The organism is Methylobacterium oxalidis, assembly GCF_007992195.1.
In the GTDB taxonomy this organism is placed as follows: domain Bacteria; phylum Pseudomonadota; class Alphaproteobacteria; order Rhizobiales; family Beijerinckiaceae; genus Methylobacterium; species Methylobacterium oxalidis.
The window spans coordinates 56,738-81,812 of sequence record NZ_BJZU01000049.1 but is presented as its reverse complement, the minus strand read 5'-3'; the positions used below and the strand labels follow the sequence as shown (position 1 = coordinate 81,812).

General features: G+C 70.6%; 21 protein-coding genes and 1 riboswitch. Of the genes, 10 read left to right on the top strand and 11 right to left on the bottom strand.

Annotated features, from left to right (window positions below; genetic code table 11):
* Nucleotides 1-6: 6 nt before the first annotated feature.
* Nucleotides 7-1,194: an FAD-dependent oxidoreductase gene (locus MOX02_RS13200; RefSeq protein ID WP_147026255.1), complete on the bottom strand. Its 1,188-nt coding sequence runs from the start codon at nt 1,192-1,194 to the stop codon at nt 7-9.
* An 18-nt stretch (nt 1,195-1,212) separates the two neighbouring features.
* Nucleotides 1,213-1,470 carry a zinc-finger domain-containing protein gene (locus MOX02_RS13195; protein ID WP_147026254.1) on the bottom strand — a complete coding sequence of 86 codons (258 nt, stop codon included), beginning with the start codon at nt 1,468-1,470 and terminating at the stop codon, nt 1,213-1,215.
* Nucleotides 1,471-1,723: 253 nt separating this feature from the next.
* Between MOX02_RS13195 and map the strand changes: the two genes are divergently transcribed.
* From map to MOX02_RS13165, 6 genes are all read left to right on the top strand, one after another.
* Nucleotides 1,724-2,554, top strand: a complete 831-nt coding sequence (gene map, locus MOX02_RS13190; RefSeq protein WP_147026253.1) for a type I methionyl aminopeptidase — start codon at nt 1,724-1,726, stop codon at nt 2,552-2,554.
* Nucleotides 2,551-3,312 carry a RadC family protein gene (gene radC / locus MOX02_RS13185; protein WP_373866742.1) on the top strand — a complete coding sequence of 254 codons (762 nt, stop codon included), beginning with the start codon at nt 2,551-2,553 and terminating at the stop codon, nt 3,310-3,312. The genes map and radC overlap by 4 nt, the downstream gene beginning before the upstream one ends.
* A gap of 279 nt (nt 3,313-3,591) precedes the next feature.
* Nucleotides 3,592-5,022 (top strand): circularly permuted type 2 ATP-grasp protein, encoded by a 1,431-nt coding sequence (locus MOX02_RS13180; RefSeq protein WP_147026251.1) that lies wholly within the window; start codon nt 3,592-3,594, stop codon nt 5,020-5,022.
* A gap of 104 nt (nt 5,023-5,126) precedes the next feature.
* On the top strand, nt 5,127-6,071 hold the full coding sequence (locus tag MOX02_RS13175; RefSeq protein WP_147026250.1) for an alpha-E domain-containing protein: 945 nt from the start codon (nt 5,127-5,129) through the stop codon (nt 6,069-6,071).
* Between the two features lie 28 nt (nt 6,072-6,099).
* A complete protein-coding gene (locus tag MOX02_RS13170; protein WP_147026249.1) occupies nt 6,100-6,927 on the top strand; it encodes a transglutaminase family protein in 828 nt (275 codons plus the stop codon).
* Between the two features lie 41 nt (nt 6,928-6,968).
* Nucleotides 6,969-7,718, top strand: coding sequence for a proteasome-type protease (locus tag MOX02_RS13165; RefSeq protein ID WP_147026248.1), 750 nt, complete (start codon nt 6,969-6,971; stop codon nt 7,716-7,718).
* Nucleotides 7,719-7,722: 4 nt separating this feature from the next.
* On the opposite strand, the gene MOX02_RS13160 is transcribed toward MOX02_RS13165, so the two are convergent.
* The 9 genes from MOX02_RS13160 to MOX02_RS13120 all read right to left on the bottom strand — a co-directional run bounded on the left by MOX02_RS13160 (nt 7,723) and on the right by MOX02_RS13120 (nt 18,859).
* Nucleotides 7,723-9,498 (bottom strand): peptidase domain-containing ABC transporter, encoded by a 1,776-nt coding sequence (locus tag MOX02_RS13160; RefSeq protein WP_170267850.1) that lies wholly within the window; start codon nt 9,496-9,498, stop codon nt 7,723-7,725.
* A 112-nt stretch (nt 9,499-9,610) separates the two neighbouring features.
* Nucleotides 9,611-10,240 carry a thiamine phosphate synthase gene (locus MOX02_RS13155; protein WP_147026246.1) on the bottom strand — a complete coding sequence of 210 codons (630 nt, stop codon included), beginning with the start codon at nt 10,238-10,240 and terminating at the stop codon, nt 9,611-9,613.
* Nucleotides 10,237-11,043: a thiazole synthase gene (locus tag MOX02_RS13150; protein ID WP_147026245.1), complete on the bottom strand. Its 807-nt coding sequence runs from the start codon at nt 11,041-11,043 to the stop codon at nt 10,237-10,239. The genes MOX02_RS13155 and MOX02_RS13150 overlap by 4 nt, the downstream gene beginning before the upstream one ends.
* A gap of 3 nt (nt 11,044-11,046) precedes the next feature.
* A complete protein-coding gene (gene thiS / locus MOX02_RS13145) occupies nt 11,047-11,259 on the bottom strand; it encodes a sulfur carrier protein ThiS (protein WP_147026244.1) in 213 nt (70 codons plus the stop codon).
* Nucleotides 11,256-12,470 (bottom strand): glycine oxidase ThiO, encoded by a 1,215-nt coding sequence (thiO, locus tag MOX02_RS13140; protein ID WP_147026243.1) that lies wholly within the window; start codon nt 12,468-12,470, stop codon nt 11,256-11,258. The genes thiS and thiO overlap by 4 nt, the downstream gene beginning before the upstream one ends.
* Nucleotides 12,471-12,541: 71 nt before the next feature.
* Nucleotides 12,542-12,671, bottom strand: a riboswitch (TPP riboswitch).
* A gap of 28 nt (nt 12,672-12,699) precedes the next feature.
* Nucleotides 12,700-13,968 (bottom strand): adenylate/guanylate cyclase domain-containing protein, encoded by a 1,269-nt coding sequence (locus MOX02_RS13135; RefSeq protein ID WP_147026242.1) that lies wholly within the window; start codon nt 13,966-13,968, stop codon nt 12,700-12,702.
* 241 nt (nt 13,969-14,209) lie between these two features.
* A complete protein-coding gene (gene rpoD / locus MOX02_RS13130) occupies nt 14,210-16,204 on the bottom strand; it encodes an RNA polymerase sigma factor RpoD (RefSeq protein ID WP_147026241.1) in 1,995 nt (664 codons plus the stop codon).
* Between the two features lie 198 nt (nt 16,205-16,402).
* A complete protein-coding gene (gene dnaG, locus MOX02_RS13125) occupies nt 16,403-18,313 on the bottom strand; it encodes a DNA primase (RefSeq protein ID WP_147026240.1) in 1,911 nt (636 codons plus the stop codon).
* Between the two features lie 81 nt (nt 18,314-18,394).
* Nucleotides 18,395-18,859, bottom strand: coding sequence for a GatB/YqeY domain-containing protein (locus MOX02_RS13120; protein ID WP_147026239.1), 465 nt, complete (start codon nt 18,857-18,859; stop codon nt 18,395-18,397).
* Nucleotides 18,860-19,053: 194 nt separating this feature from the next.
* On the opposite strand from MOX02_RS13120, the gene carA reads away from it, so the two are divergent.
* From carA to greA, 4 genes are all read left to right on the top strand, one after another.
* The gene (gene carA / locus MOX02_RS13115; RefSeq protein ID WP_147026238.1) at nt 19,054-20,289 is read left to right on the top strand and encodes a glutamine-hydrolyzing carbamoyl-phosphate synthase small subunit; all 1,236 of its coding nucleotides are present in this window, start codon (nt 19,054-19,056) and stop codon (nt 20,287-20,289) included.
* A 113-nt stretch (nt 20,290-20,402) separates the two neighbouring features.
* Nucleotides 20,403-20,777, top strand: a complete 375-nt coding sequence (locus tag MOX02_RS13110) for a hypothetical protein (protein ID WP_147026237.1) — start codon at nt 20,403-20,405, stop codon at nt 20,775-20,777.
* A gap of 219 nt (nt 20,778-20,996) precedes the next feature.
* Entirely contained in the window at nt 20,997-24,470 is a 3,474-nt protein-coding gene (gene carB / locus MOX02_RS13105; protein ID WP_147026236.1) for a carbamoyl-phosphate synthase large subunit, read from the top strand.
* 126 nt (nt 24,471-24,596) lie between these two features.
* Complete coding sequence (greA, locus tag MOX02_RS13100; RefSeq protein ID WP_174804920.1) at nt 24,597-25,073, top strand: transcription elongation factor GreA; 477 nt, start codon at nt 24,597-24,599, stop codon at nt 25,071-25,073.
* The last annotated feature ends 2 nt before the right edge of the window (nt 25,074-25,075 follow it).

Genomic DNA, 25,075 nt, shown 5'->3' with positions numbered 1-25,075 from the left:
GCCAGATCAAGCGGCGGTCCCGGGCCGCCAGCCGTAGAGCCACGCGTAGCGGTCGCGCATTTCGTCGGGCCCGAGCCGGCGCATGACGAGATCGCGCGCGGTGCCGACGACACGGCCCGCGTGGTAGCTGCGCCCGTTGCCCCGCGCCGCCCGCTGGACCCGCCGGGCGCGCTCGCCGCGCGCCTCGTCGTAGGCGATGAGCGCCTGCTCCACGGGCGCGGCGGCGAGGCAGGCCGTCAGCACCGCCGCGTCCTCGATCGCGAGCGCCGCCCCCTGCGCCAGGAACGGCAGGACGGGATGGGCCGCGTCCCCGAGGAGCGCGACGCGGCCGTGGGCCATCGGCCGCGCCACCGGCCGCTCCACCAGCGACCAGACCAGCCAGGAATCCGGCAGGCCGAGCAGCTCGGCGATCGGAGGGGCGGCGTCGCGGAAGTGGGTCCGCAGGACGGCTGGGTCGCCAAGCCGCCCCCAATCCTCGTCGCCCTGGCGCTCGGGCACGATCGCCACGACGTTGATCCGCTCGCCGCCGAGGATCGGGTAGTGCACGACGTGACGGCCGGGCCCGAGCCAGAGGCCGGTCTCGGCGCCCTGCAGCGCGCCCGGCGCGGCCTCCCGCGACACCACGGCGCGCCACGCGGCCATGCGGCCTGACGCCAGCGGCCTCGTGTCGAGATGGCTACGGATGCGCGAGCGCAGGCCGTCCGCGCCGACGACGAGGTCCGCGTTCAGGGTCTCGGTGCGGCCGGCGGCGACGGTCTCGACGGTGAGCACCGCGCCCTCCCGCGTCTCGGCGAGGCCCACCACGTCCCGCCCCATCAGGAGGCGGATGGTCGCCCGCGAGCGCACGGCGTCGAGGAGCAGCGTCTGGAGGTCGGCCCGGTGGATCACGTAGTAGGGCGCGCCGTAGCGCTCTCGCACCGGCTCGCCGAGGCGGACGGAGCCGATGGTGCGCCCGGTCCTGAGGGCGCGCACGGTGACGCCCGGCGGCTCGCAGGCGGCGCGGCGAAGCGGTGCGCCGAGGCCGAGGCCGATCAGGATGCGGCTCGCGTTGGGCGAGAGCTGGAGGCCGGCGCCGACCTCGCTGAAGCCGGTCCGGCGCTCGACCAGAGTGACGCCGTGGCCCGCCTCGCTGAGGGCGAGCGCTGCCGTGAGGCCGCCGATCCCGGCACCCACGATGGCGACGTCGAGGCTCACCGGGCGCGCGCGGCCCGCCTACTCGGCCGCCGTCCGGGCGTGATCGTCCCAGACGCAGGACGGCGGGTCCGCCTGGCCGGCCTTCAGGCTCGGGCGGTGGCGGTAGAGCGTCGAGCAGTACTGGCAGATGATCTCGTGGTCGGCGCCCATGTCGAGGAAGACGTGCGGATGGTCGAAGGGCGGCAGCGCCCCGATGCACATGAACTCCCGCGAGCCGACGTCGATGGCGCTCGCGCCGATGTCGTTGTGGAAGTGCGGTACCGCCTTGTCAGCCATCGCGCTGCCCTGCCCTTTCGTCGGGCCCTGCGCGAGGCCGGGCCCACGATCCAGCGAATCCCGCCGGAGATTCGCGCCCGAAGGGCGCCGCGCCCCCGGACGGCCATGCCTCTAGCCTCTCCGGGCCCGCAAGCCTAGGGGTGCGCGGCCCGCTTCGTGCCTGCGCTGCGTGCGCCCCGTCGGCTTGGCGTCCTCGCGCGCACACCGTACATAGGGTCTCCGCCACCGCCGCTTCCCGCAAGACGTCTCCTCGATGACCCAGCAAGACCAAGTCGCCGCGCAGGGTGCCCGGCGCGCCCAGGAACCGCCGATCCACGGACCGGAGGACTTCGAGGGGATGCGCCGCGCCGGCCGCCTCACCGCCGAGGCGCTCGACCTCCTGATGGAGGCGACGCAGCCCGGCGTGACGACGGAACATCTCGACCGCCTCGCCTACGAGTTCGCCATGGACCACGGGGCCTACCCGGCCTCGCTGTTCTACCGCGGCTACCCGAAGTCGATCTGCACCTCGATCAACCACGTGGTCTGCCACGGAATCCCCAACGACAAGCCCCTTCGCGACGGCGACATCGTCAACCTCGACATCTGCCTCATCCTCGACGGGTGGCACGGCGATTCGAGCCGGATGGCCTATGTCGGCGAGGTGCCGCGCAAGGCGCAGCGCCTGTGCGAGATCACCTACGAGGCGCTGATGCGGGGCGTCGCGGCGATCCGGCCCGGCGGCTCCACCAACGATATCGGCCGGGCGATCCAGGCCTACGCGGAGGCGGAGCGCTGCTCGGTGGTGCGCGACTTCTGCGGGCACGGCCTCGGCCGCACCTACCACGACGCGCCGACCATCCTGCACTACGTCGAGCCGAGCTACGACGTGCCCCTCAAGGCCGGCCAGTTCTTCACCGTCGAGCCGATGATCAACCTCGGCCGGCCCGCCGTGAAGGTCCTGTCGGACGGCTGGACCGCGGTGACCCGCGACCGCTCGCTCTCCGCGCAGTTCGAGCACACGGTCGCGGTCACGGAGACCGGCGTCGAGATCTTCACCACCTCGCCGAAGGGCCTGCACCAGCCCTCGCAGCCCGCCGCCTGAGGCGGCGGGCCGTGGGCCGCCAGCCGCCCGGCGCACCGGGGGAGGATGCCGGCGCGAGGCCCGCGGCGGCATCCGCGGACGAGGACGGCCCGCACTATCTCGGCCACCGCGAGCGGCTGCGCGCCCGCTTCGCGGAGCACGGCGCCGCGGCTCTGCCCGATTACGAGCTTCTCGAACTCGCCCTGTTCCGGGCGATCCCGCGGCGGGACGTGAAGCCGCTGGCCAAGGCGCTGATCCGGCGCTTCGGCAGCTTCGCGGAGGTGGTCAGCGCCGAGCCGGCCCGGCTGGCGGAGGTGGACGGCATCGGGCCGGGCGTGATCGCGGATCTCAAGCTCATCGAGGCGGCGGGCCACCGCCTCGCCCGCGGCGCCCTCAACGAGCGGCCCCTGCTCTCCTCCTGGAGCGCGGTGCTCGACTATTGCCGGGCCACGATGGCGTTCTCGCCGCGGGAGCAGTTCCGGATCCTGTTCCTTGACAAGCGCAACCACCTGATCGCCGACGAGGTGCAGGGGCACGGCACGGTCGACCACACGCCCGTCTACCCGCGCGAGGTGGCGCGCCGCGCGCTCGAACTCTCGGCCACCGCCATCATCCTCGCCCACAACCATCCCTCCGGCGACCCGACCCCCTCGGCCACCGACGTGAAGATGACTCGCGAGGTCATCGGCGCGCTTGATCCGCTCCGCATCGTGGTCCACGATCACATCATCGTCGGGCGCGACGGGCATGCCAGCCTGAAGGGGCTCAAGCTGATCTGACCGCGCGCCGGGACGTCGGGCGCGACGACTGCGCGCGACGGTCGCCGAACCGTCGCGGGCGAGGCCGCACTTCGGCGCGACAGTCTCGCCGAAGTACAGATCCGTTCTTTCGATCCTCGTCGCTGTCGGCTCGGTGCCCCAACTCTGCGCCTTTGCTGGAGAGCGCTGCCCATCCGCTGACAAAGCCGCGGTTCCCACGTCCTTTCAACTGTCCCTAGTGGCTTTCCCTTTGCGTGGCGCGCCTCTTGCCTCTAGCGTGACAGGCCAGGGAGGCGGAAGATGGCACGCGTCGCGTTCGATGAGATGAGCGGTCTGGAGGGCAGCCCGGCTGCCATCCGGGAAGCCTACAGCCAGCTGAAGACCTGGCTCGACGCCACCCCGCCGGAGCATTTCCACACGCGGCGCAGCCAGGCGGAGCTGCTGTTCCGGCGCATCGGCATCACCTTCGCCGTCTACGGCGACAACGAGTCGACCGAGCGGCTGATCCCGTTCGACATCATCCCCCGCGTGCTGACGAAGCCCGAGTGGAATTTCCTGGAGCGCGGCCTCAAGCAGCGCGTCACCGCGATCAATGCCTTCCTCACCGACATCTACGGGGCGCAGGAATGCCTCAAGGCCGGCGTCATCCCGGCCGACCTCGTCTACCGGAACGCCCATTATCGGATGGAGATGCGCGCCTTCCGGGTTCCGCACGACCTCTACGTCCACATCGCCGGCATCGACATCGTGCGCACGGGCGAGAACGACTTCTTCGTGCTGGAGGACAACGCGCGCACGCCCTCCGGCGTCTCCTACATGCTGGAGAACCGCGAGGTGATGCTGCGGCTCTTCCCGGACCTGTTCTCCCGGCACCGGGTTGCGCCCGTGGAGAACTATCCGGACGCGCTCCTCGCGACGCTGCGCAGCCTCGCCCCGACCACGGCGACGCGCGACCCGACCGTCGTGCTGCTGACCCCGGGCCGCTACAACTCGGCCTTCTACGAGCACTCGTTCCTGGCCGACAAGCTCGGCGTCGAGCTCGTCGAGGCGTCCGACCTCTTCACCAAGGACGACACGGTCTACATGCGCACCACCGAGGGGCCGCGCCGCGTCGACGTGGTCTACCGCCGCCTCGACGACGACTTCCTCGACCCGCTGGTGTTCCGCCCGGACTCGGTGCTCGGCGTGCCCGGCCTGATGAACGCCTACGAGCGCGGCACGGTGACCCTCGCCAACGCGGTCGGCACCGGCATCTCCGACGACAAGGCGGTCTACAGCTACATGCCGGAGATCGTGCGGTTCTTCACCGGCGAGGAACCGATCCTGCACAACGTGCCGACCTACCGCTGCCGCGAGAAGGACGCCTTCGCCTACGTGATGGACCACCTCTCCGAGCTCGTCGTGAAGGAGGTGAACGGCTCCGGCGGATACGGCATGCTGGTGGGCCCCCACGCGACGAAGCGCGAGATCGAGGAGTTCGGCCGCCGCCTGCGGCACGCGCCGGACGGGTTCATCGCGCAGCCGACCCTCTCGCTCTCGACCTGCCCGACCTTCGTCGCCTCGGGCGTCGCGCCCCGCCACGTCGACCTGCGGCCCTTCGTGCTCTGCGGCGCCGACGAGATTCGCATCGTGCCGGGCGGCCTCACCCGCGTGGCGCTCAAGGAGGGCTCGCTCGTCGTCAATTCCAGCCAGGGCGGCGGCACCAAGGACACCTGGGTGCTCGACGGGTGAGCCTGCCGCTTTATCGGACAGCCACGGCTGCCTGAAGATGCGGCACCTCCCCTCGCACCCTCCGACGAGGGGCCTCCAACCGACCGATCGCTAGCGAAACGACCATGCTGTCCCGCACCGCCGACAACCTCTACTGGCTCTCGCGCTACGTCGAGCGCGCCGAGTTCGTTGCGCGCATCCTCGACGCGGCGCACCGCCTCGCCTCGTTGCCGACGAACTACGGCGGCGGGGAGACCAACGAGTGGGCCTCCGCGCTGGCCTCGGCGGGCGACCCGGAGGTGTTCAAGCCGCTCTACGACGGGATCAACGCCGACACGGTGAGCAACTTCCTCGCCTTCAGCCCGCAGAACCCCTCATCGATCCGCTCCTGCATCGAGGCGGCGCGGGAGAATGCCCGCAGCGTGCGCACGGCGCTGACCACGGAGATGTGGGATACGATCAACGGCGCGTGGCTGGAGTTGCGCAACTACGAGGGGCGTGACCTCAACCGCGAGGATTTCTCCCGCTTCCTCGAATGGGTGAAGGGCATCTCGCTCACCTTCGACGGCTCGGCCTACCGGACCATGCTGCGCAACGACGCCTACTGGTTCACGCGCCTCGGCACCGGCCTGGAAAGGGCCGACAACACGGCCCGCATCCTCGACGTGAAGTACCAGATCCTGCTTCCCGCCCACGAGAAGGTCGGCGGCAGCCTCGACTACTTCCAGTGGACCACGATCCTGCGCGAAGTCTCGGCCTTCAACGCCTATCACTGGGTCTACCGGGAGAGCATCAAGCCGCTGCTCGTGGCCGATCTCCTGATCCTCAACCGGCAGATGCCGCGCTCCTTCGCCAATTGCTACGGCATGGTCGTGGAGCACCTCGACCTCATCGCCGACGCCTACGGCCGCCGCGGCGCCAGCCAGCGGCTCGCCAGCAACCTGCTGGCGCGCCTGGAGAGCGAGGACATCGACCGCATCTTCGCCGCCGGCCTGCACGAGTTCGTCACCGCCTTCATCGGGGAGAACAACCGGGTCGGCGCGGCCATCACCGAGCAGTATCTGGTCTGAGACGGGCAACACGGGCAGAATCCTCCCCATGCGAATCCGCGTCGTCCACGAGACCATCTACAGCTACGAGCAGCCGGCCCGCGGCCTGATCCAGGTGCTGCGCATGACCCCGCGCGACCACGACGGGCAGTACGTCCGGCGCTGGCGGATCGAGCCCTCCGTCGACGGGCACCTGACCGAGCGGGAGGACGGGTTCGGCAACATCGTCCACTGGTTCTCGCCCGACGAGCCGGCGGACGCCCTGGTGATCCGGGTCGCCGGCGAGGTCGACACCAACGAGACCCACGGCATCGTGCGCGGCGCCGTCGAGCGCCTGCCGGATCCGTTCTACCTGCGCGAGACCGACCTCACGGCCCCGAGCGACGAGATCCAGGACCTCGCCCGCCGGGTCGCCTCCTCGGGCGAGCGCGACGCGCTGGCGACCCTGCACCGGCTGCTCGGCGCGGTCTGCGAGACCATGAGCTTCGAGCCGGGCCCGGCCAGCGCCAGCACCAGCGCGGCGAAGTCCTTCGCGGTCGGGCGCGGCGTCTGCCAGGACCTCACCCACGTCTTCATCGCGGCGGCACGCCACCTCGAGATCCCGACGCGCTACGTCTCCGGCTACTTCCGGCGCGAGGACGGCGAGGCGGAGCAGAAGGCGGCGCATGCCTGGGCCGAGGCGCTGGTGCCAGACCTCGGCTGGGTCGGGTTCGACCCGTCGAACTGCATCGGCACGACGGAAGCCTACATCCGGGTCGCCACGGGCCTCGACTATCTCGGCGCCGCCCCGATCCGCGGCAGCCGTACCGGGGGCGGCACCGAAACCCTGGACGTGCACCTCCGGGTGGAGCAAGCACAGGCCGCTACGCAATCCTGATGCGGGCGCCGTCAGGACGGCGCTGAGGAAGGTACCGTGCCATGACCTACTGCGTCGGGCTCCTCGTGGAGGACGGTCTCGTGATGATCGCCGACACCCGCACCAATGCGGGGCTCGACGACATATCCACCTACCGCAAACTGCACCATTTCAACGTGCCGGGCGAGCGCGTGATGATGCTCGCCTCCGCGGGCAACCTCTCGGTCACCCAGTCGGTGCTGAGCCTTCTCGCGGAGGGCGTGCCGGGCGCGGACGGCGAGCCGCCGATGCGCTTCGTCGAGGCGCCGACCATGTTCCAGGCGGCGCAGCTCGTGGGCGACGCGATCCGCCGCGTGCGCGCCATCGAGCGGGAGGGGTTTGCCGCCGCCAATCTCCGCTTCGAGGTGTCCTTCCTGTTCGGCGGGCAGATCGGCGGCGAGCCGATGCGGCTGTTCCTGATCTACTCGGCGGGCAACTTCATCGAGTGCAGCGTGGACGCGCCCTTCCTGCAGATCGGCGAGCACAAGTACGGCAAGCCGATCCTCGACCGGGCCGTGACCTACGCGACCGACCTCTACGACGCGCTCAAGGTCGGCCTCGTCTCGATGGATTCGACCATGCGATCGAATCTCGGCGTCGGCCTGCCCATCGACGTGGCGGTTGCGCGGCGCAACGCTCTCGACCTCGAGGTCAGCCACCGGATCGAGGCGGGCGAGCCCTATTTCCACGACCTGCGCGAGCGCTGGTCGGCGGCCCTGCGCGCGGCGCACCGCGCGATCCCGCGCCCGCCCTACGGCCCGGCGGTGCGCTGATCCGTCAGGCGGGGACCGGCGCCCTGCCGGAGCCCGCGCCGGCGTGCTCGCGGAGCGAGCGGGTGTGGTCGTCCCACAGGGACGCGTAGACCGGCACGCGGCGGATCAGGTCCTCGTGCCGGCCCGTCCCGAGCACGCGCCCCTCGTCGAGGACGACGATCTGGTCGGCCTGTCGCACGGCGGCGAGATTGTGAGTCACGAGGATCAGGAGGCGGTCGCTGCCCCAGGCGGTGAGGTTGCGCTCGAGCGCCAGGGCCGCTTCCGGATCGAGGAAGGCCGTCGGCTCGTCGAGGATGGCCAGGGCGGGGTCCCGGATCACCGCGCGCGCGATCGAGATGCGCTGCCGCTGGCCGCCCGACAGGCTGCGCCCGCTCTCGCCGAGTTCCGTCGCGAGCCCCTCCGGCAGGTCCTCGACGGTACCCAGGACGCCCGCGAAGCGCAGCGCCTCCCGCACGGCCGCCTCGTCCTGCCGCCGCTCCGCGAGGTTGTCGGCCACGCTGCCCGAGAACAGGACGGTGTCCTGATCCACCGCGCCGATCCGGCCGCGCAGCCAGCGCGGATCGTAGTCGCGCAGGTCCGCCCCGCCGACCTCGACGCGCCCCGTATAGTCGCGCTGCAGACCGAGCAGGATCCGGAGCAGAGTCGACTTGCCGGACCCGTTGCGGCCGACGACGGCGACGATGCCGCGCTCCGGCAGGTCGAGGCTGACGTCCCGCAGGGCGGGCCGGTCGGAGCCCGGATATGTCAGCGCGACGCCCTCGATCCGGATCCCGCCCGGCCCGAGCCGGCGCAGGGGCGGGTGGAGCCGGGCGCGCTCCGTCGGGAGGTTTAGGAGCCCGCGGACCTGCTCGATCGCCACGTTGACCTCCTGCGTCATGCGCAGGATGTCGGCGCTGCCGAGAAGCGGCCCGGTGATCCGCGCCGCCACGACCTGGATCGCCAGGAACTCGCCGACCGAGAGGTGGCCGCCGTACATGCGCCAGCACCCGACGCCGATGACGAGCAGCGTCATGCCGCGGGAGACGGCCTGCGCGCGCACGCCGTAGCGCCGCTGAAGGTCCATCACGGTGCGCAGCTCCGCCAGCGCCACGGCCGTGACCCGCTCCCAGCGCCGCATGCGCGAGGCTTCGAGCGCGAGCGACCGCACGGTGACGAGCCCGTTGACCGTCTCGGCCAGCGTGCTGTTCCGGTGACCCATCGCCCTGTAGTGGGCCTCCGCCGATTTCCAGATCTCGCTGATCTGGTTGCTCGCGACGAGGATGATGACGGGCGCCGCCGCGACGAGGGCGATGGCGATCACCCCGTCGTAGTGCAGGACGAGACCGAGGGCCACGACGGCGCCGCCCGCGTCGATCACCGCGTTGGGCACCTGATGCAGGACGAAATCCCGGATCTTCGTGACCTGCTGGAAGTGGTTGAGGATCTCGCCGGAGCGAAAGCGGGCGCCGTCGAGCCGGACGCGCAGCAGATGCGCGAAGACGCGCCGCGAGATCCGCCGGTCGAGGAAGGTGCCGAGCCCGATCACCAGCGTCTGGCGCCGGGAGAACAGGACGACCTCGGCGGCGATGGCGGCCACGGCGAGAAGCGCGAGGCCGGCGAGCGGCAGGTCGGCCCGGCCCGCCACGATGGCGTCGACGATGCGCTGCGTCGCGATGGGGAAGACGAGCCCGGCGCCGTATCCGGCCGCGACCACCAGCAGCAATTGCATCATCTGGCCGCGGCGCAGCCGCAGGGCACGCCCGATCCAGCGCCAGCCGAAGGATGTTCGCGCCGTGTGCATCGATCCCGCCCCCGCTCGGTCGGATCCGCGTATACGCGAGGACGGCCCCGCCGCGCGACCGCACCGGGGCCGCCGGGCAGCCGGCAGCGTCATGATCCTGTGAGCGGCGGCCTCAGATTCGCTCCCAGGCGGCGAGGAGGTTGCGCGCGGTGCCGGCCGGGTCGGGCGCGCGCATCAGCCCGCCCATGGCCGCGACCGCGGTGGCGCCGGCCCGGCGGCACAGGGGCGCGGTGGCGGGGGTGACGCCGCCGAGCGCGACGATGGGGATGCCGAGGCGGCACGCCTCGACGAGGCCCGCCGCGCCGAGCGCCGGCCCGTAGCCCGGCTTGCTCACGCTCTCGAAGACCGGGCTCAGCGTCGCGTAATCGGCGCCGCCGTCGCGCGCGCGAGAGAGATCGGTCGGGCCGTGGGCCGAGACGCCGACGAGGGCATCCGCCGGCAGGATGCGGCGGGCGGCCTCGATCTCGGCCGGGCCGGTGCCGCCCGGCAGGTGCACCCCGTCCGCGCCGAGGGCGGCCGCGAGGGCTGCGTCCCGCCCGATCGTCAGGCGACCTCCGCGCGGCCGGACGCGGGCGAGAAGGTCCCCGCCGAGGCGGCATCGCTCGTCGGATGCGAGGTCGGTGTCGCGGAACCAGATCCAGCGGCAGCCGCCGTCGAGAAGCGCGTCGACCATCACGCCGAGGCCGTACCGGCAAGCGTGATGGTCGGTGATCGCGAGGAGCGGCCCCGGCAGGCGCCTCACGAGCCCACGAGGCCGAGCTGCGGGCTCGACGGGTCGGCCCGCCCGCGGCGCGGGATGCGGCCGGCGAGGTGCGCGCAGCGCCCCGCCTCGACGGCAAGGCGCATGGCCCGCGCCATCCGCACCGGATCGTCGGCCTTGGCCACGGCCGTGTTGATGAGGCATGCGGCGGCGCCGAGCTCCATCGCGATGACCGCGTCCGAGGCCGTGCCGATGCCGGCATCGACGATCACCGGCACGCTGGCGCGGCGGCAGATCAGCTCGATGTTGGCGGGGTTCGCCACCCCCATCCCGGAGCCGATCAGCGAACCCATCGGCATGACGGCGGCGCAGCCGATGTCCTGGAGCCGCTGGCAGACGACCGGATCGTCGTTGCAGTAGGGCAGCACCACGAAGCCCTCGTCGACGAGGTGGCGGCAGGCTTCGATCAGCTCGGCGACGTCCGGGTAGAGCGTCTCCCGGTCGCCGATCACCTCGACCTTGATCCAGTTCGTGTCGAGCGCCTCGCGGGCGAGTTCGGCCGTCATGATGGCGTCGCGGGCGGTCTCGCACCCCGCGGTGTTCGGCAGGAAGCGGTAGCCCTTCAGGATGCGCACCGTGTCCGAGCCGTGGCCCTGGAGCGAGACTCGGCGGATCGAGGCGGTGACGATTTCGGCGCCGGAGGCCGCGACCGCCTCGCGCATGATCGCCTGGGTCGGATAGCCCGCCGTGCCGATGAGAAGGCGCGAGGAGAGGCGCACGCCGGCGATGACGAGGCCGTCCTCCTCGGGCGGGCGGAGCGGCGTGACGGTGTCGGTCGGTGTCATGGGTCAGCCTCCCTGCATGGCGCGCACGATCTCGATCCGGTCGCCCTCCCGGACGGGCGTCCCCGCCCAGTCCTTGCGGCGCACGACCCGGCCGTTCAGCGCGATGGCGATGCCCTGCGGACTCTCGATGCCGGTCTCCTCGGCCTCGATGCGGAACAGGGATTCGATGTCGGCGGCCTCGCGCTCGCGGGGCTGGCCGTTGACGGTGAGCTTCATGCGCTGGCCCTCACGGTGTGAGATTCCCGGAAGCGGCCCAGGCCGAAGGCGCGCGCGAAACCCGGCAGCGCGCCCGCCGCGACGAGCTCCGCCACGGCATCGGCGGTCGCCGGTGCCAGAAGGTAGCCGTTGCGGTGGTGGCCCGTGGCGACGACGAGGCCGGGCGCCAGCGTGTCGATGATCGGGCCATCGTCGTCCGAGGTCGGGCGATAGCCGCTCCACACGGCCTCGACCTCCATCTCCTCGACCCCGGGCAGGACCCGGCGCGCGCCCTCGAGGAGGGCGTAGAGCCCGCCCGCGGTGACGCCGGCCCGGAAGCCGCAATCCTCCACCGTCGCGCCCACGATGAGGTGTCCGTCGCTCTTCGGGGCGAGGTGAACCTGCTCGGTCCAGACCATGCCCGAGAGATTGCTCGTATGGCGCGTGGTGCGCAGGGCGAGGGATTGGCCCTTGATCGGCCGCACCGGCAGCGACAGGGCGTCGGGCAGGAGGCCGCCCTCCCCGCTCCAGGCGCCCGTGGCGAGGATCACGGTCCCGGCCGCGACACGGCCGGCCTCGGTCCGGGCGCCGACGACGCGGCCCCCCGCCCAGTCGAGGGCGGTGACCGGGGCGCGCTCCACGATCCTGACGCCGGCCCGGACGCAGGCCGAGGCCAGAGCCGACATCACGAGCCGCGGGTCGACCTGATGGTCGAGGGGGCAGGCGATGCCCGCCGTGACGGTCGGCCGGAGCATGGGCTCCCGGCGGCGGACGTCGGCGCCGCTGATCCACTCGGCGGCGACGCCGGAGCGGCGCTGCAGATCGTAGCGGAAGCGCAGGCGGTCCACCTCATCTCGGCCGACCGCGATCACCAACGTGCCGTCCGCGCGGTAATCGATCTGCGTGCCCGAGGCCGCCTGGAGCGCGTCACGGAAGCCCGGCCAGCGGCGCAGGCTCTCCAGGGCCAGGGGCAGCAGCGGGTCCGAGCCCGGCTCGTGCTCGGCGGCCGGGGCCAGCATGCCGGTGGCGGCGAGGCTCGCGCCCGCGCCGAGCGTCTCGCGCTCCAGCACGACGACGGAGCGGCCGGATTCAGCGAGGCGCCACGCGATCGACAGGCCGATCAGGCCGCCGCCGACGACGAGGATGTCGGCACGGTCCGGCAGGTCCGCCGGTGCCGCGGCGGCCTGCCTCGCGCGGCGAAGTCCGATGGGTGAGGTCGGCACGGATGCCAAGGAGTACCCTCCGCGATAGCCCGCAGAGATTGGTGTCCTTCAGCTTCTCTCGGAAGCAACCGGGTCCTTGTCGGAAACCCGCGGTCCAATCCCTACGCCGGTATGAGCCGGATCAGGTTCGAAGGATTTCCGCGCCGCCGTCCTGACGCGGACGGCCCATCGGTTTCTCAGCCCCTTGCCGGGGATCTCCCTGGAACAGGATGAGATTTGGACGTTCCGCCCTCCCGGGTCAAGCCCGCCGCCGGCTCGCGGCAGCCCGCGCTCCCGGCCGATAGACCGCCATCGGCTCCGGAAACCCATCGAGGACGTGGATGCCGAGCGGCTCCGGATCGCCCCATAGGAAGTCGACGAAGGGCTTCGACATGAGGAGCGGCTCGCCCAACGTCCGGTTGAGCCGGGCGAGGCGGCTCGCGAGGTTCACGTCGCGGCCGATCACGGTGAAGTCGAGCCGGGCGCCAGAGCCCACGTTGCCGTAGGCGGCCTCGCCGTGATGCAGCGCGATGCCGGCCGCGACGGGGTTCGCGAAGCGCCCGAGCCCGTTCGCCTCGTCGAGGGCGGCGAGCGCGGCCTCCGCCGCCGTCAGCGCGCCCTTGGCCGCCCCGCCGAGATCGTCGCCCGGCTCGCGGAAGATCGCGAGCAGGCCGTCGCCGAGATATTTCAGGATCTCGCCGCCCTCCCGCTCGATGGCGGGCACGAGGCAGTCGAAGAAGATGTTGAGGAGGTCGACCGCCTCCTCCGGAGTCATGTCGGCCGAGATGTGCGTGTAGTCGCGCATGTCGGCGAACAGGATCGCGGAGCGGATGCGCTGGACGTGACCGCGCCGGATCGCGCCCGACAGGATCGCCCGGTGCGGCTCGTCGCCCACGTAGATGCGCAGCACCTGGTCGAGCTGCTTGTTGACGAGGCGCATCTCCATCACCGCGGCGAGCGTCGGCATGACGAAGCGCAGGATCGCGATGTGGTCGTCGCGGAAACCTTCCGCCGCGCGGGTGGCGAACGTGATGCCGTTGCGGGCGCCGTTGGTGAAGATGAGCGGCGCCACGAGGTAGTGCCGATAGCCCGCGGCCTTGAGCTCCGGGATGATGGAGTAGGTCTCGTCCGGCGTCTCGGCGAGGTCGAGGATCAGCCAGTCTCCCGTCTGGTGGACGGTGTAGAAGGGGCTCGCCCGGTACGCCTTGTCGGACGCCTCGCCGTGGGGGAACAGGCGGACCGTCGCCCCCTCCTCTCGGCTCCAGGTGCGACCGACGCCGGCATATTCGGAGTGGAGGGTGTCGATCGCGGTGCTCGCCCGGTCGACCGGGACGTCGAGCTCGTTCAGGCGCTCCGCGAGCCCCGCCAGGAGATCGTCGGCCGCGAGCGTCCGGGTGCCCTCGCTGAGGAGCCAGTCGCGCAGGCCGACGCAATCCTGGAGGTGTCCGAAGGGTACGCCCTCGGCCTCCGACCCGTCCGCTTCGGCGGTCGGGGACGACGGCGTCTTCTGGGGGCCACGATCGAGCATACGGCCAAGGTGGTGGTGCGACGCGTCAGCGACAATGGCCGCGGCCGGATTCGGCCCGCGGCGCGCGAACATTACCGACGACCGTCCGAAACCAGAAATGGAAACGTCGGGACGCGTGCCCGGGCGGACGATCAGTCTCGAAGACGTCCCACCGGCGAGGCGAAACTCGGCCATGCCGGCGGTTCATGGCGCCCGGGCCCGCTCACGCAGCCCCGGGACGATGGCAGGGACCAGCCCCCGCTCAGTTGTCGAGGAAGCTGCGGAGCTTCCGCGAGCGGCTCGGGTGCTTCAGCTTGCGCAGCGCCTTCGCCTCGATCTGCCGGATGCGCTCGCGGGTCACCGAGAATTGCTGGCCGACCTCCTCCAGGGTGTGGTCGGTGTTCATGCCGATGCCGAAGCGCATGCGCAGCACGCGCTCCTCGCGGGGGGTCAGCGAGGCCAGCACGCGGGTCGTCGTCTCGCGCAGGTTCGACTGGATCGCCGCGTCGATCGGCAGGACGACGTTCTTGTCCTCGATGAAGTCGCCGAGGTGGCTGTCCTCCTCGTCGCCGATGGGCGTCTCGAGCGAGATCGGCTCCTTGGCGATCTTGAGGACCTTGCGCACCTTCTCGAGCGGCATGGCGAGCTTCTCGGCCAGCTCCTCCGGGGTCGGCTCGCGGCCGATCTCGTGCAGCATCTGGCGGCTCGTGCGGACGATCTTGTTGATCGTCTCGATCATGTGCACCGGGATGCGGATGGTGCGGGCCTGATCGGCGATCGAGCGGGTGATCGCCTGCCGGATCCACCAGGTGGCGTAGGTCGAGAACTTGTAGCCGCGCCGATACTCGAACTTGTCGACCGCCTTCATCAGGCCGATGTTGCCCTCCTGGATCAGGTCCAGGAACTGCAGGCCGCGGTTCGTGTACTTCTTGGCGATCGAGATGACGAGCCGGAGGTTCGCCTCGATCATCTCCTTCTTGGCCTGACGGGCTTCGCGCTCGCCCTTCTGGACCATGTTGACGATCTTGCGGTACTCGCCGATCTCCAGGCCCGTCTCTGAGGCGAGCGTCAGGATCTGCTCGCGGAGGTCGGTGACCTGCCGGTTGCCCTTCTCGACGAGGTTCTTCCAGCCCTTGCCGCCGAGCGTGCCGACGCGCTCCATCCAGTTCGGGTCGAGCTCCCAGCCCTGGTAGTGGCGCAGGAACTCGTCGCGGGCGACGCCGTGGCTCTCGGCGTAGCGCATCAGGCGGCCCTCGTGGGAGAGGAGCCGCTTGTTGATGTCGTAGAGCTGCTCGACCAGCGCCTCGATGCGGTTGTTGTTGAGCGAGAGGGACTTCACGTCCGCGACGACGATGTCCTTCAGCTCGGCCTGCTTGGAGCCCTGCGCCGCGGTCGTGGCCTCGCCGGACGCCTTGCGGGCGACCTGCTCGTTCTGGAGCTTGCGCAACTTGCGGTAGTTGTCGGCGATCGCGTCGAACGTCTCGAGGACGCGGGGCTTGATCTCCGCCTCCATGGCGGCGAGCGAGACGTTGTTCTCCATGTCGTCTTCGTCGTCGCCGCCCTCCGGGGGCGTCGGCGCCTCGGAATCCTCGCTCTCCTCGCCCTCGGCGATCTGCGGCGCGTTCTTGCCGTCGGGGCCCGCGTAGGTGGCCTCGAGGTCGATGATGTCGCGCAGCAGCACCTTTCCGTCGACGAGCTCGTCGCGCCAGATGATGATGGCCTGGAAGGTCAGCGGGCTCTCGCAGAGGCCCGCGATCATCGCCTCGCGGCCGGCCTCGATGCGTTTGGCGATGGCGATCTCGCCCTCGCGGGAGAGGAGCTCCACCGAGCCCATCTCGCGCAGGTACATGCGCACGGGGTCGTCCGTGCGGTCGGTCGGCTCCTTGGTGGTCTCGGAGCGCACCGCAACGGCGCGGGCCGGCGAGACCTCGGCCACCTCGGTGCCCTCGGCCGCCTCGTCGTCCTCGGCGGCCTCGCCGTTGGCGGGCCGCTCGGTCGCCGCCTCGTCCGTCTCCTCGGCCTCGACGACGTTGATGCCCATCTCCGAGAGTTGGGCGAGCACGTCCTCGATCTGGTCCGGATCCGACTGACCGTCCGGCAGAACCTCGTTGACCTCCTCGTAAGTGATGTAGCCGCGCTTCTTCGCGAGCTTCACCATCCGCTTCACCGAGGCATCCGTCAGGTCGAGGAGCGGCCCGTCGGTCTGTTCCGCCGGAGCGGCGTCCGTCTCGTCCCGTTCAGTTGCCTTCGTCGCCATGATCAGCCTATTGTTTTCGTGGCGGTGCGATGCGGGAGCTTTCGGGCCGCTCCGCGCCACCGACACCGCAATGCGCGTGAACCGCGACCGGTTCGCGACCCGGCCGCCTCGATCCTACATCCGGTATGCAAGCAAGACGCTTGACCGATTGTTAACTATGCGGCGGCGGAGCGTCGCCCCGACGCCTTTGCACCAGCTTTACGGCGCGGTCGAGTCAATCGTCTCCGGCACGTCCGCTTCGGCCTCCGCTCCAGCAACCACCGCCAAGCGTGCTTTCACGTCGCAGAGCCACGCGAAGTTGGCCTCGGTTTCCTCTTCGACCAGAGCCCGCTCGGCCTGACGGAGTTCGCTATGTAGCGCTCCGGCCTTGCGGTGCAAGATCATAGCCTGACGCAATGCGTCTTCGAGACGCACAGTGTCGGCGTGCGGGTCGAGCGCCCAGCGGTCGCCCGGACGAACCCGGGCGGCGAGCCGCGCGACCGCCTCCTCGAGTCCGGCGCGACCGAGCTGGCTCTCGACGAGTCCGGCATCGACCGCTGCGGCCTCCGCCGCGCGGTCGAGCAGGAACGAGCGGAGCGACGCGGCGTCGGGATCCTCCAGCTCGAGCTCGGCCAGCTCCTCGACGTTGATGCCGAGGAGCTCCGGATGGGCGACGAGGCTTCCGACGATCATCGCCTCGCGGAAGCTGCCGCCGCCCGCGAAGCCGGTGGAGCGCGCGAGGAGCGGGCTCGGGGCCACGGTGAGGCGCGGCGAGGCCGGAAGCTCGCCCGGGCGCCCAGGGCGGCGCTGAAATCCGCCCGGTCGCGCGCCGGCCTGAAAATTCGGACGCCCGTGCGCGGCGCGCGGCGAGAGCGCCCGCAGCCGCTCCTCGATCTCGTCGCGATAGTAGCGCCGGACGGTCTCGTCCCGGATGACCGCCACCGTCTCGCGCAGGCTCTTGGCGAGGCCCGCCCGGCGCTCCGGCGTGTCGATCGGCCCAGCCTCGACCGCGCGCGCCCAGAGCACCTCGACGAGGGGCTTGGCCGCCTCCAGAACCCGGTCGATGGCTGCCGCCCCGCCGGAGCGCAGCAGGTCGTCCGGGTCCTGGCCCTCCGGCAGAAGAGCGAAGCGGAGCGACCGGCCCGGCTCCAGCATCGGCAGCGCCACGTCGAGCGCCCGGAAGGCCGCGCGCTGCCCCGCCCTGTCGCCGTCGAAGCAGAGGATCGGTTCGTCCGCCTGCCGCCAGAGCAGCCCCAATTGCTCCTCGGTCAGGGCGGTGCCGAGGGGCGCCACCGTGTTGGCGTGCCCCGCCATCGTCATGGCGATCACGTCCACGTAGCCCTCGACCGCGATGATCGTGCCGCGATCGTGGGCCGCCTTGCGAGCCTGATGCAGGTTGTAGAGGCCCTGCCCCTTGTGGAAGAGCGGCGTCTCCGGCGAGTTCAGGTACTTCGCCTTCGCGTCGGCCTGCATCGCGCGGCCGCCGAAGGCGATGACGCGCCCTCGGATGTCGGCGATCGGGAACATGATGCGATCGCGGAAGCGGTCATAGGGAACGGCCACGTCCTCGCCCGCGTAGAGCAGGCCCAGCTCGGCCATCAGGTCCTTGCCCACGTCCTTGGCGGCGAGGAAATCGCGCAGGCCGTACCGCTCGGGTCCGGCATAACCGATGCGGAAGCGGGCGCGGATCTCGGGGCCGAGGCCGCGGCGGTCGAGGTAGCGCCGGGCCTCGGTGCCCGCCGGTGCGCGCAGCTGCTCCTCGTAGTAGGAGGCCGCGAGTTCCATCACCTCGATCGCGCCGCGGCGGCGCGATTCCATCGCGCGGGCATCCTCGCTCGGCGCCGGCAGCGCGACGCCGGCTTCCCCCGCCAGCCGCTCCACGGCTTCGGGGAAGCTCAAACCTTCCGTCTCCATCAGGAAGGTGAAGACGTCGCCGTGCTTGCCCGACGAGAAGCAGTGGTAGAACTGCTTCTGATCGTTGACGTAGAAGGACGGCGTCTTCTCCGCGTTGAAGGGCGACAGCCCGCGCCACTCGCGCCCCGCCTTCTTCAGCCGGACGCGCCGGCCGATCACGTCGGAGGCCGGCAGCCGGGCGCGAATCTCATCGAGGAGGTGGGGCGGGTAGCGCACGCTGAGGTCCGGGTGACGGGCCCGCGATCATACCGGAACGGGCCGGGCGAGTCCCGGGCCGGCGCCCGCCATGCCCGTGATTCACGCCTTGGCGTTGAGCGCGTCCTTCACCAAGCCGCTCGCCTTCGAGAAGTCCATGCGGCCGGCATACTTGCCCTTCAGGGCGCCGATCACCTTGCCCATGTCCTTCGGGCCGGCCGCACCCGTCTCGGCGATGGCGGCCTCGATCGCGGCCCTGGTCTCGGCCTCGTCCATCTGCTGGGGCAGGAAGCCCGCGATGATCGCGGCCTCGTTGCGCTCGTTCTCGGCGAGCTCGGGGCGTCCCCCCTGGTCATAGACGCCGGCCGATTCGTTGCGCTGCTTGATCATCTTCTGGAGGAGCGCCAGCACCTCGTCCTCGGTCGCCTGGCCCTTGCCGGCGCCGCGGGCCTCGATGTCGCGGTCCTTGATGGCGGCCTGGATCATCCGCACCGTGGCGAGCTTGGCCTTCTCGCCGGCCTTCATGGCCTCCTTCATCTCCGCGGTCAGGCGCTCGCGCAGGGACATCGGTCTCTCCAATTCGAAAATCTGTTGGGTGGCCTGCGATTTCCGGCGGTTGAGCCGGCCGCCCGCCGGGGCCACATTGACCCTGACGCGGGCCGCTCGCTAAGAGCGCCCAGGATTTCAAGACCACCCGCACGCGCGAAGGGCCGCCTCTCGGTCCCGCGCCGGGTCGGCCGGACATAAGCGAGATCACGCCGATGCTGCAAGACGATGGCGCGCCCGCGCATTCGAGCCCCGCGCCCGAGCCCTGGTCGGAGCCCCTGGCGACCGCTCTCCTCGTGCTCGCGGACGGCACCGTCCTCGAAGGCTTCGGCATCGGCCAGACCGGCGTCGCCGAGGGCGAGGTCTGCTTCAACACCGCGATGACGGGCTACCAGGAGATCCTGACGGATCCCTCCTACGCCGGGCAGATCGTCACCTTCACCTTCCCCCACATCGGCAATGTCGGCACCAACGACGAGGATCTGGAGAGCCTCGAGGCGGCGCCGGCCTCGGGCGTGCGCGGCGTCGTCATCGCCTCGGCGGTGACCCAGCCCTCGAACTGGCGCTCGTCGAGCCATCTCGACGCGTGGCTGCGGGCCCGCGGGATCGTGGGCATCACCGGCGTCGACACCCGCGCGCTCACGGCGCGGATCCGGGACAACGGGATGCCGAACGCGGTGATCGCCAACGACCCCGAGGGCCGGTTCGACCGCGATGCACTGAAGGCCCAGGCGGCTGCCCTCGCACCGATGGAGGGGCTCGACCTCGTGCCGCCGGTGACGAGCCGCGAGACCTCCGCCTGGACCGAGACGGTCTGGGCGGTGAAGGGCGGCTACGGGCGGCGCGAGCCCGGCCGGGGCTACCGGGTCGTGGCGGTCGATTACGGCGTGAAGCGCAACATCCTGCGCCTGCTCACCGAGGCCGGCTGCGACGTGACCGTGGTGCCGGCGACGACGAGCGCCGAGGAGATCCTGGCGCTGAAGCCCGACGGCGTCTTCCTGTCGAACGGTCCCGGCGACCCCGCCGCCACCGGCGCCTACGCCGTCCCCGTGATCCGCAAGCTCCTCGACGAGCGGGTGCCGACCTTCGGCATCTGCCTCGGCCACCAGCTCATGGGCCTCGCCCTCGGCGGGCGCACGGTGAAGATGGCGCAGGGTCACCACGGCGCGAACCACCCGGTGAAGGACAAGACCACCGGCAAGGTCGAGATCGTCTCCATGAACCACGGCTTCGCCGTCGATCCGGGAAGCCTGCCCGGCAACGCGGTCGAGACCCACGTCTCGCTCTTCGACGGCTCGAATTGCGGCCTGACGCTCTCCGACCGACCCGCCTTCTCGGTGCAGCACCACCCGGAGGCCTCGCCCGGCCCGAAGGACAGCCACTACCTGTTCGAGCGGTTCGTCACGCTGATGCGCGAGAACAAGCCGGAGCCCGAGATGAAGCACGGCTGATCGCCCGCGCGTCATAAAAAACCCCGGTTTGCCCCGCATCCGACGTCCGCGCCCGTCAACGGCGCTGCATCAAGGCAGCGTCGGCGGTGCGGACAACAGATCGGGGCTGTCGGATGACCTTGGACGAAGCGCGCGACGACTTCTCGCGGCTGCATCGCATCTTCACCTTCCATCTCGGCGTCGCGGTCGGCCTGTCCTGGCTCACCACGCTCTACGCCGCCTTCTACGCACCGTGGGTCCGCAACATCCGCGCGCTCATCGACCCGACCGGTCTCGATCGCGTCGAGAGCACCCTGTCGTTCCTGTTCGTGATGCCGGCGGTGCTCACGCTCGCCTGGGTGACGGTCTATTTCGGCCGCGAGGTGATGCGCCGGACGCAGACCCTGCCGAACCTGACGCTCGAATTCGCCGCCGCCGCCATGGTCGCCTTCGGCGTGTTCTACCTCTCGATCGACCGGGCGGTCGCCGCCCTCTACATCGGCCTCTGAGGCCGATCGGGACGCGGACGGAGGGCGCACCCGAGAGGGGTGCGCGGAGGGACGCGCCGGGCGCGCGTCCGCATCCCGATCCCGCTCTTTCAAACGCGGACGGCTGCGTGTAAACGCGGGGCCGAACGACAATCCACGCCGCCTGCGCTCGCCTCGTTGCCGCTCCGCTTCCACGGCGCCGCGCGCGGACGGGCGCGCGTGCCTGTAAGAAGGCGTACGATGCCCAAACGCACCGATATCTCCTCGATCCTGATCGTCGGTGCGGGTCCGATCATCATCGGACAGGCTTGCGAGTTCGACTATTCCGGCACCCAGGCCTGCAAGGCCCTCCGCGAGGAGGGCTACCGCATCGTGCTGGTGAACTCGAACCCCGCGACCATCATGACCGACCCGGACATGGCGGACGCGACCTACGTCGAGCCGATCACGCCCGAGATCGTCGCCAAGATCATCGAGAAGGAGCGCCCCGACGCGATCCTGCCGACCATGGGCGGCCAGACGGCGCTGAACTGCGCCCTCTCGCTCCAGCGCATGGGCGTTCTCGAGAAGTTCGGCGTGCAGATGATCGGCGCCACCGCCGAGGCGATCGACAAGGCCGAGGACCGGCACCTGTTCCGCGACGCGATGACCAAGATCGGGCTCGAGACGCCGAAATCGGCGCTCGCCAACGCGTCGGCCGCCAAGAAGGCCGACCGCGAGAAGTACCTCGCCGAGGTCGCCCGCATCGAGGCCGCGAATGCCGACCCGGCCGCGCGCCGGGCGGCGCTCACCGAGTTCGAGAAGAAGTGGCAGGGTGGCGAGGGCGACCGGCGCAAGCGCTACGCCGAGCACGCGCTCGGCCAGGCGCTCGTGGCGCTCGCCGAGGTCGGCCTACCGGCGATCATCCGCCCGTCCTTCACCATGGGCGGCACCGGCGGCGGCATCGCCTACAACCGCGAGGAGTTCCTCGACATCGTGGAGCGCGGCATCGACGCCTCGCCGACGAACGAGGTCCTGATCGAGGAGAGCGTGCTCGGCTGGAAAGAGTACGAGATGGAGGTCGTCCGCGACCGCAACGACAACTGCATCATCGTCTGCTCCATCGAGAACATCGACCCGATGGGTGTGCACACGGGCGATTCGATCACCGTCGCCCCCGCGCTGACGCTCACCGACAAGGAGTATCAGGTGATGCGCGACGCCTCCCTCGCGGTGCTTCGCGAGATCGGCGTCGAGACCGGCGGCTCGAACGTGCAGTTCGCGATCGACCCCGAGAACGGGCGCATGATCGTGATCGAGATGAATCCGCGCGTGTCGCGCTCCTCGGCGCTCGCCTCGAAGGCGACGGGCTTCCCCATCGCCAAGGTCGCGGCCAAGCTGGCGGTGGGCTACACGCTGGACGAGATCGCCAACGACATCACCGGCGGCGCGACGCCGGCCTCGTTCGAGCCGACGATCGACTATGTCGTCACGAAGATCCCCCGCTTCGCCTTCGAGAAGTTTCCCGGCGCCGAGCCGACGCTCACCACCGCCATGAAGTCGGTGGGCGAGGCCATGTCGATCGGCCGCTGCTTCGCCGAATCGCTGCAGAAGGCGCTGCGCTCGCTGGAGACGGGCCTCACCGGCCTCGACGAGATCGAGATCGAGGGCCTCGGCAAGGGCGACGACCACAACGCCATCAAGGCCGCGATCGGCACGCCGACGCCAGACCGCCTCCTCAAGGTCGCGCAGGCGCTGCGGCTCGGCGTCAGCCACGAGGAGGTCTACGCCTCCTGCAAGATCGACCCCTGGTTCCTGGAGCAGCTCCAGGCCATCGTCGACCTGGAGAACCGGGTGAAGGCCCACGGCCTGCCGACGACGCCCGGCGCCTTCCGCCAGCTCAAGGCCGCGGGCTTCTCGGACGCTCGGCTCGCCGTGCTCGCGGGTCTCGACGAGGCCACGGTGCGCGAGCGCCGCCGGGCCCTCGACGTGCGCCCCGTCTTCAAGCGCATCGACACCTGCGCCGCCGAGTTCAAGGCGCCGACCGCCTACATGTACTCGACCTACGTGGCGCCCTTCGCCGGCACGGTGGCCGACGAGGCGCAGCCCACCTCCGCCAGGAAGGTGATCATCCTGGGCGGCGGGCCGAACCGGATCGGGCAGGGCATCGAGTTTGACTATTGCTGCTGCCACGCCTGCTTCGCGCTCTCCGAGGCGGGCTTCGAGACCATCATGGTCAACTGCAACCCGGAGACGGTCTCCACCGACTACGACACCTCGGACCGGCTCTACTTCGAGCCGCTGACGGCCGAGGACGTGCTGGAGATCATCGAGACCGAGCGGCAGGCGGGAACCCTCCACGGCGTCATCGTGCAGTTCGGCGGGCAGACGCCCCTGAAGCTCGCCCGCGCTCTGGAGGCTGCCGGCGTGCCGATCCTCGGCACCTCGCCCGACGCGATTGACCTCGCCGAGGACCGCGACCAGTTCAAGCGGCTTCTCGACAAGCTCGGCTTGAAGCAGCCGAAGAACGGCATCGCCTACTCGGTGGAGCAGAGCCGCCTGGTCGCGGCCGATCTCGGCCTGCCCTTCGTGGTGCGCCCGAGCTACGTGCTCGGCGGCCGCGCCATGGCGATCATCCGCGACGAGACCCAGTTCGCCGACTACCTCCTCGACACCCTGCCGAGTCTGATCCCCTCCGAGGTCAAGGCCCGCTACCCGAACGACAAGACCGGCCAGATCAACACGGTGCTGGGCAAGAACCCGCTCCTGTTCGACCGCTACCTGTCCGACGCGGTCGAAGTGGACGTCGACGCGGTCTGCGACGGTGAGGACGTCTTCATCGCCGGGATCATGGAGCACATCGAGGAGGCGGGCATCCACTCGGGCGACTCGGCCTGCTCGCTGCCGCCGCGCTCGCTCTCGCCCGAGATCATCGCCGAGCTGGAGCGCCAGACCAAGGCGATGGCCCTCGCCCTTCGGGTCGGCGGCCTGATGAACGTGCAGTACGCCATCAAGGACGGCGTCATCTACGTGCTGGAGGTGAACCCCCGCGCCTCCCGCACCGTGCCCTTCGTCGCGAAGGTGATCGGCGAGCCCATCGCCAAAATCGCCGCCCGCGTGATGGCCGGCGAGCGGCTGGCGAGCTTCGGCCTGAAGCCGAAGACCCTCGACCATATCGCGGTGAAGGAAGCGGTGTTCCCGTTCGCCCGCTTCCCCGGCGTCGACGTGCTGCTCGGGCCGGAGATGCGCTCGACGGGCGAGGTGATCGGCCTCGACGGCGGCTTCGGCGTGGCCTTCGCCAAGAGCCAGCTCGGGGCCGGCGCGCTGATGCCCACCACCGGCACCGTCTTCGTTTCGGTGCGCGACGCCGACAAGGCCCGGATCCTGCCCGCCGTGCGCCTCCTGAAGGATCTCGGCTTCGCGATCCTGGCCACCGGCGGCACCCAGAAGTACCTCGTGGAGAACGGGGTGCCGACCGAGCGCATCAACAAGGTGCTGGAAGGCCGCCCGCACGTGGTCGACGCCATCAAGAACGGCGACATCCACCTCGTGCTGAACACCACCGAGGGTGCGGGCGCCCTGTCCGACTCTCGCTCCCTGCGCCGGGCGGCCCTCTTGCATAAAGTGCCGTACTACACCACTCTAGCCGGCGCGATGGCGGCGGCCGAAGGGATCAGGGCCTACCTCGAGGGTGATCTCCAGGTCCGCGCCTTGCAGGAATACTTCGCGGCCTGAACACGAAGCGGCGCGGGAGAGTCCACTTCCGCGATCGCGAGCGGTTCGGGATTTGACTTCATCTGGCCCGGAGGGAGCAAATCGGCTCCCGGCCGGGCCTCTTCATTGTGGCGCGAGACGATGACGATGGACAAGGTTCCGATCACGGTGCGTGGCTTCGCGGCTCTCGAGGAGGAGCTGAAGCATCGCCAGCAGGTCGAGCGGCAGCGGATCATCCAGGCGATCGCGGAGGCGCGGGCGCTGGGCGACCTCTCGGAGAACGCCGAGTACCACGCCGCCAAGGAAGCCCAGTCCCACAACGAGGGCCGCGTGCTGGAGCTCGAGAGCATGATCTCGCGCGCCGAGATCATCGACGTCTCAAAGCTGTCCGGCAACAAGATCAAGTTCGGCGCCACGGTGAAGCTCGTCGACGAGGACACCGAGGAGGAGAAGACCTACCAGATCGTGGGCGAGCCGGAGGCGGATGTCCGCTCGGGCCGGGTCTCCATCACCTCGCCGATCGCCCGGGCGCTCATCGGCAAGGGCGTCGGCGACACCGTCGAAGTGACGACGCCGGGCGGCGGCAAGTCCTACGAGGTCGTCGGCGTGCAGTACGGCGGCTGAGC

Bases quoted from the DNA above. Each gene is read 5' to 3' on its own strand.
- MOX02_RS13195 (WP_147026254.1), bottom strand. From the start codon at position 1,470: ATGGCTGACAAGGCGGTACCGCACTTCCACAACGACATCGGCGCGAGC.
- map (WP_147026253.1), top strand. From the start codon at position 1,724: ATGACCCAGCAAGACCAAGTCGCCGCGCAGGGTGCCCGGCGCGCCCAG.
- MOX02_RS13180 (WP_147026251.1), top strand. From the start codon at position 3,592: ATGGCACGCGTCGCGTTCGATGAGATGAGCGGTCTGGAGGGCAGCCCG.
- MOX02_RS13175 (WP_147026250.1), top strand. From the start codon at position 5,127: ATGCTGTCCCGCACCGCCGACAACCTCTACTGGCTCTCGCGCTACGTC.
- MOX02_RS13170 (WP_147026249.1), top strand. From the start codon at position 6,100: ATGCGAATCCGCGTCGTCCACGAGACCATCTACAGCTACGAGCAGCCG.
- MOX02_RS13165 (WP_147026248.1), top strand. From the start codon at position 6,969: ATGACCTACTGCGTCGGGCTCCTCGTGGAGGACGGTCTCGTGATGATC.
- MOX02_RS13160 (WP_170267850.1), bottom strand. From the start codon at position 9,498: ATGCACACGGCGCGAACATCCTTCGGCTGGCGCTGGATCGGGCGTGCC.
- MOX02_RS13150 (WP_147026245.1), bottom strand. From the start codon at position 11,043: ATGACACCGACCGACACCGTCACGCCGCTCCGCCCGCCCGAGGAGGAC.
- thiS (WP_147026244.1), bottom strand. From the start codon at position 11,259: ATGAAGCTCACCGTCAACGGCCAGCCCCGCGAGCGCGAGGCCGCCGAC.
- MOX02_RS13135 (WP_147026242.1), bottom strand. From the start codon at position 13,968: ATGCTCGATCGTGGCCCCCAGAAGACGCCGTCGTCCCCGACCGCCGAA.
- rpoD (WP_147026241.1), bottom strand. From the start codon at position 16,204: ATGGCGACGAAGGCAACTGAACGGGACGAGACGGACGCCGCTCCGGCG.
- MOX02_RS13120 (WP_147026239.1), bottom strand. From the start codon at position 18,859: ATGTCCCTGCGCGAGCGCCTGACCGCGGAGATGAAGGAGGCCATGAAG.
- carA (WP_147026238.1), top strand. From the start codon at position 19,054: ATGCTGCAAGACGATGGCGCGCCCGCGCATTCGAGCCCCGCGCCCGAG.
- MOX02_RS13110 (WP_147026237.1), top strand. From the start codon at position 20,403: ATGACCTTGGACGAAGCGCGCGACGACTTCTCGCGGCTGCATCGCATC.
- carB (WP_147026236.1), top strand. From the start codon at position 20,997: ATGCCCAAACGCACCGATATCTCCTCGATCCTGATCGTCGGTGCGGGT.
- greA (WP_174804920.1), top strand. From the start codon at position 24,597: ATGGACAAGGTTCCGATCACGGTGCGTGGCTTCGCGGCTCTCGAGGAG.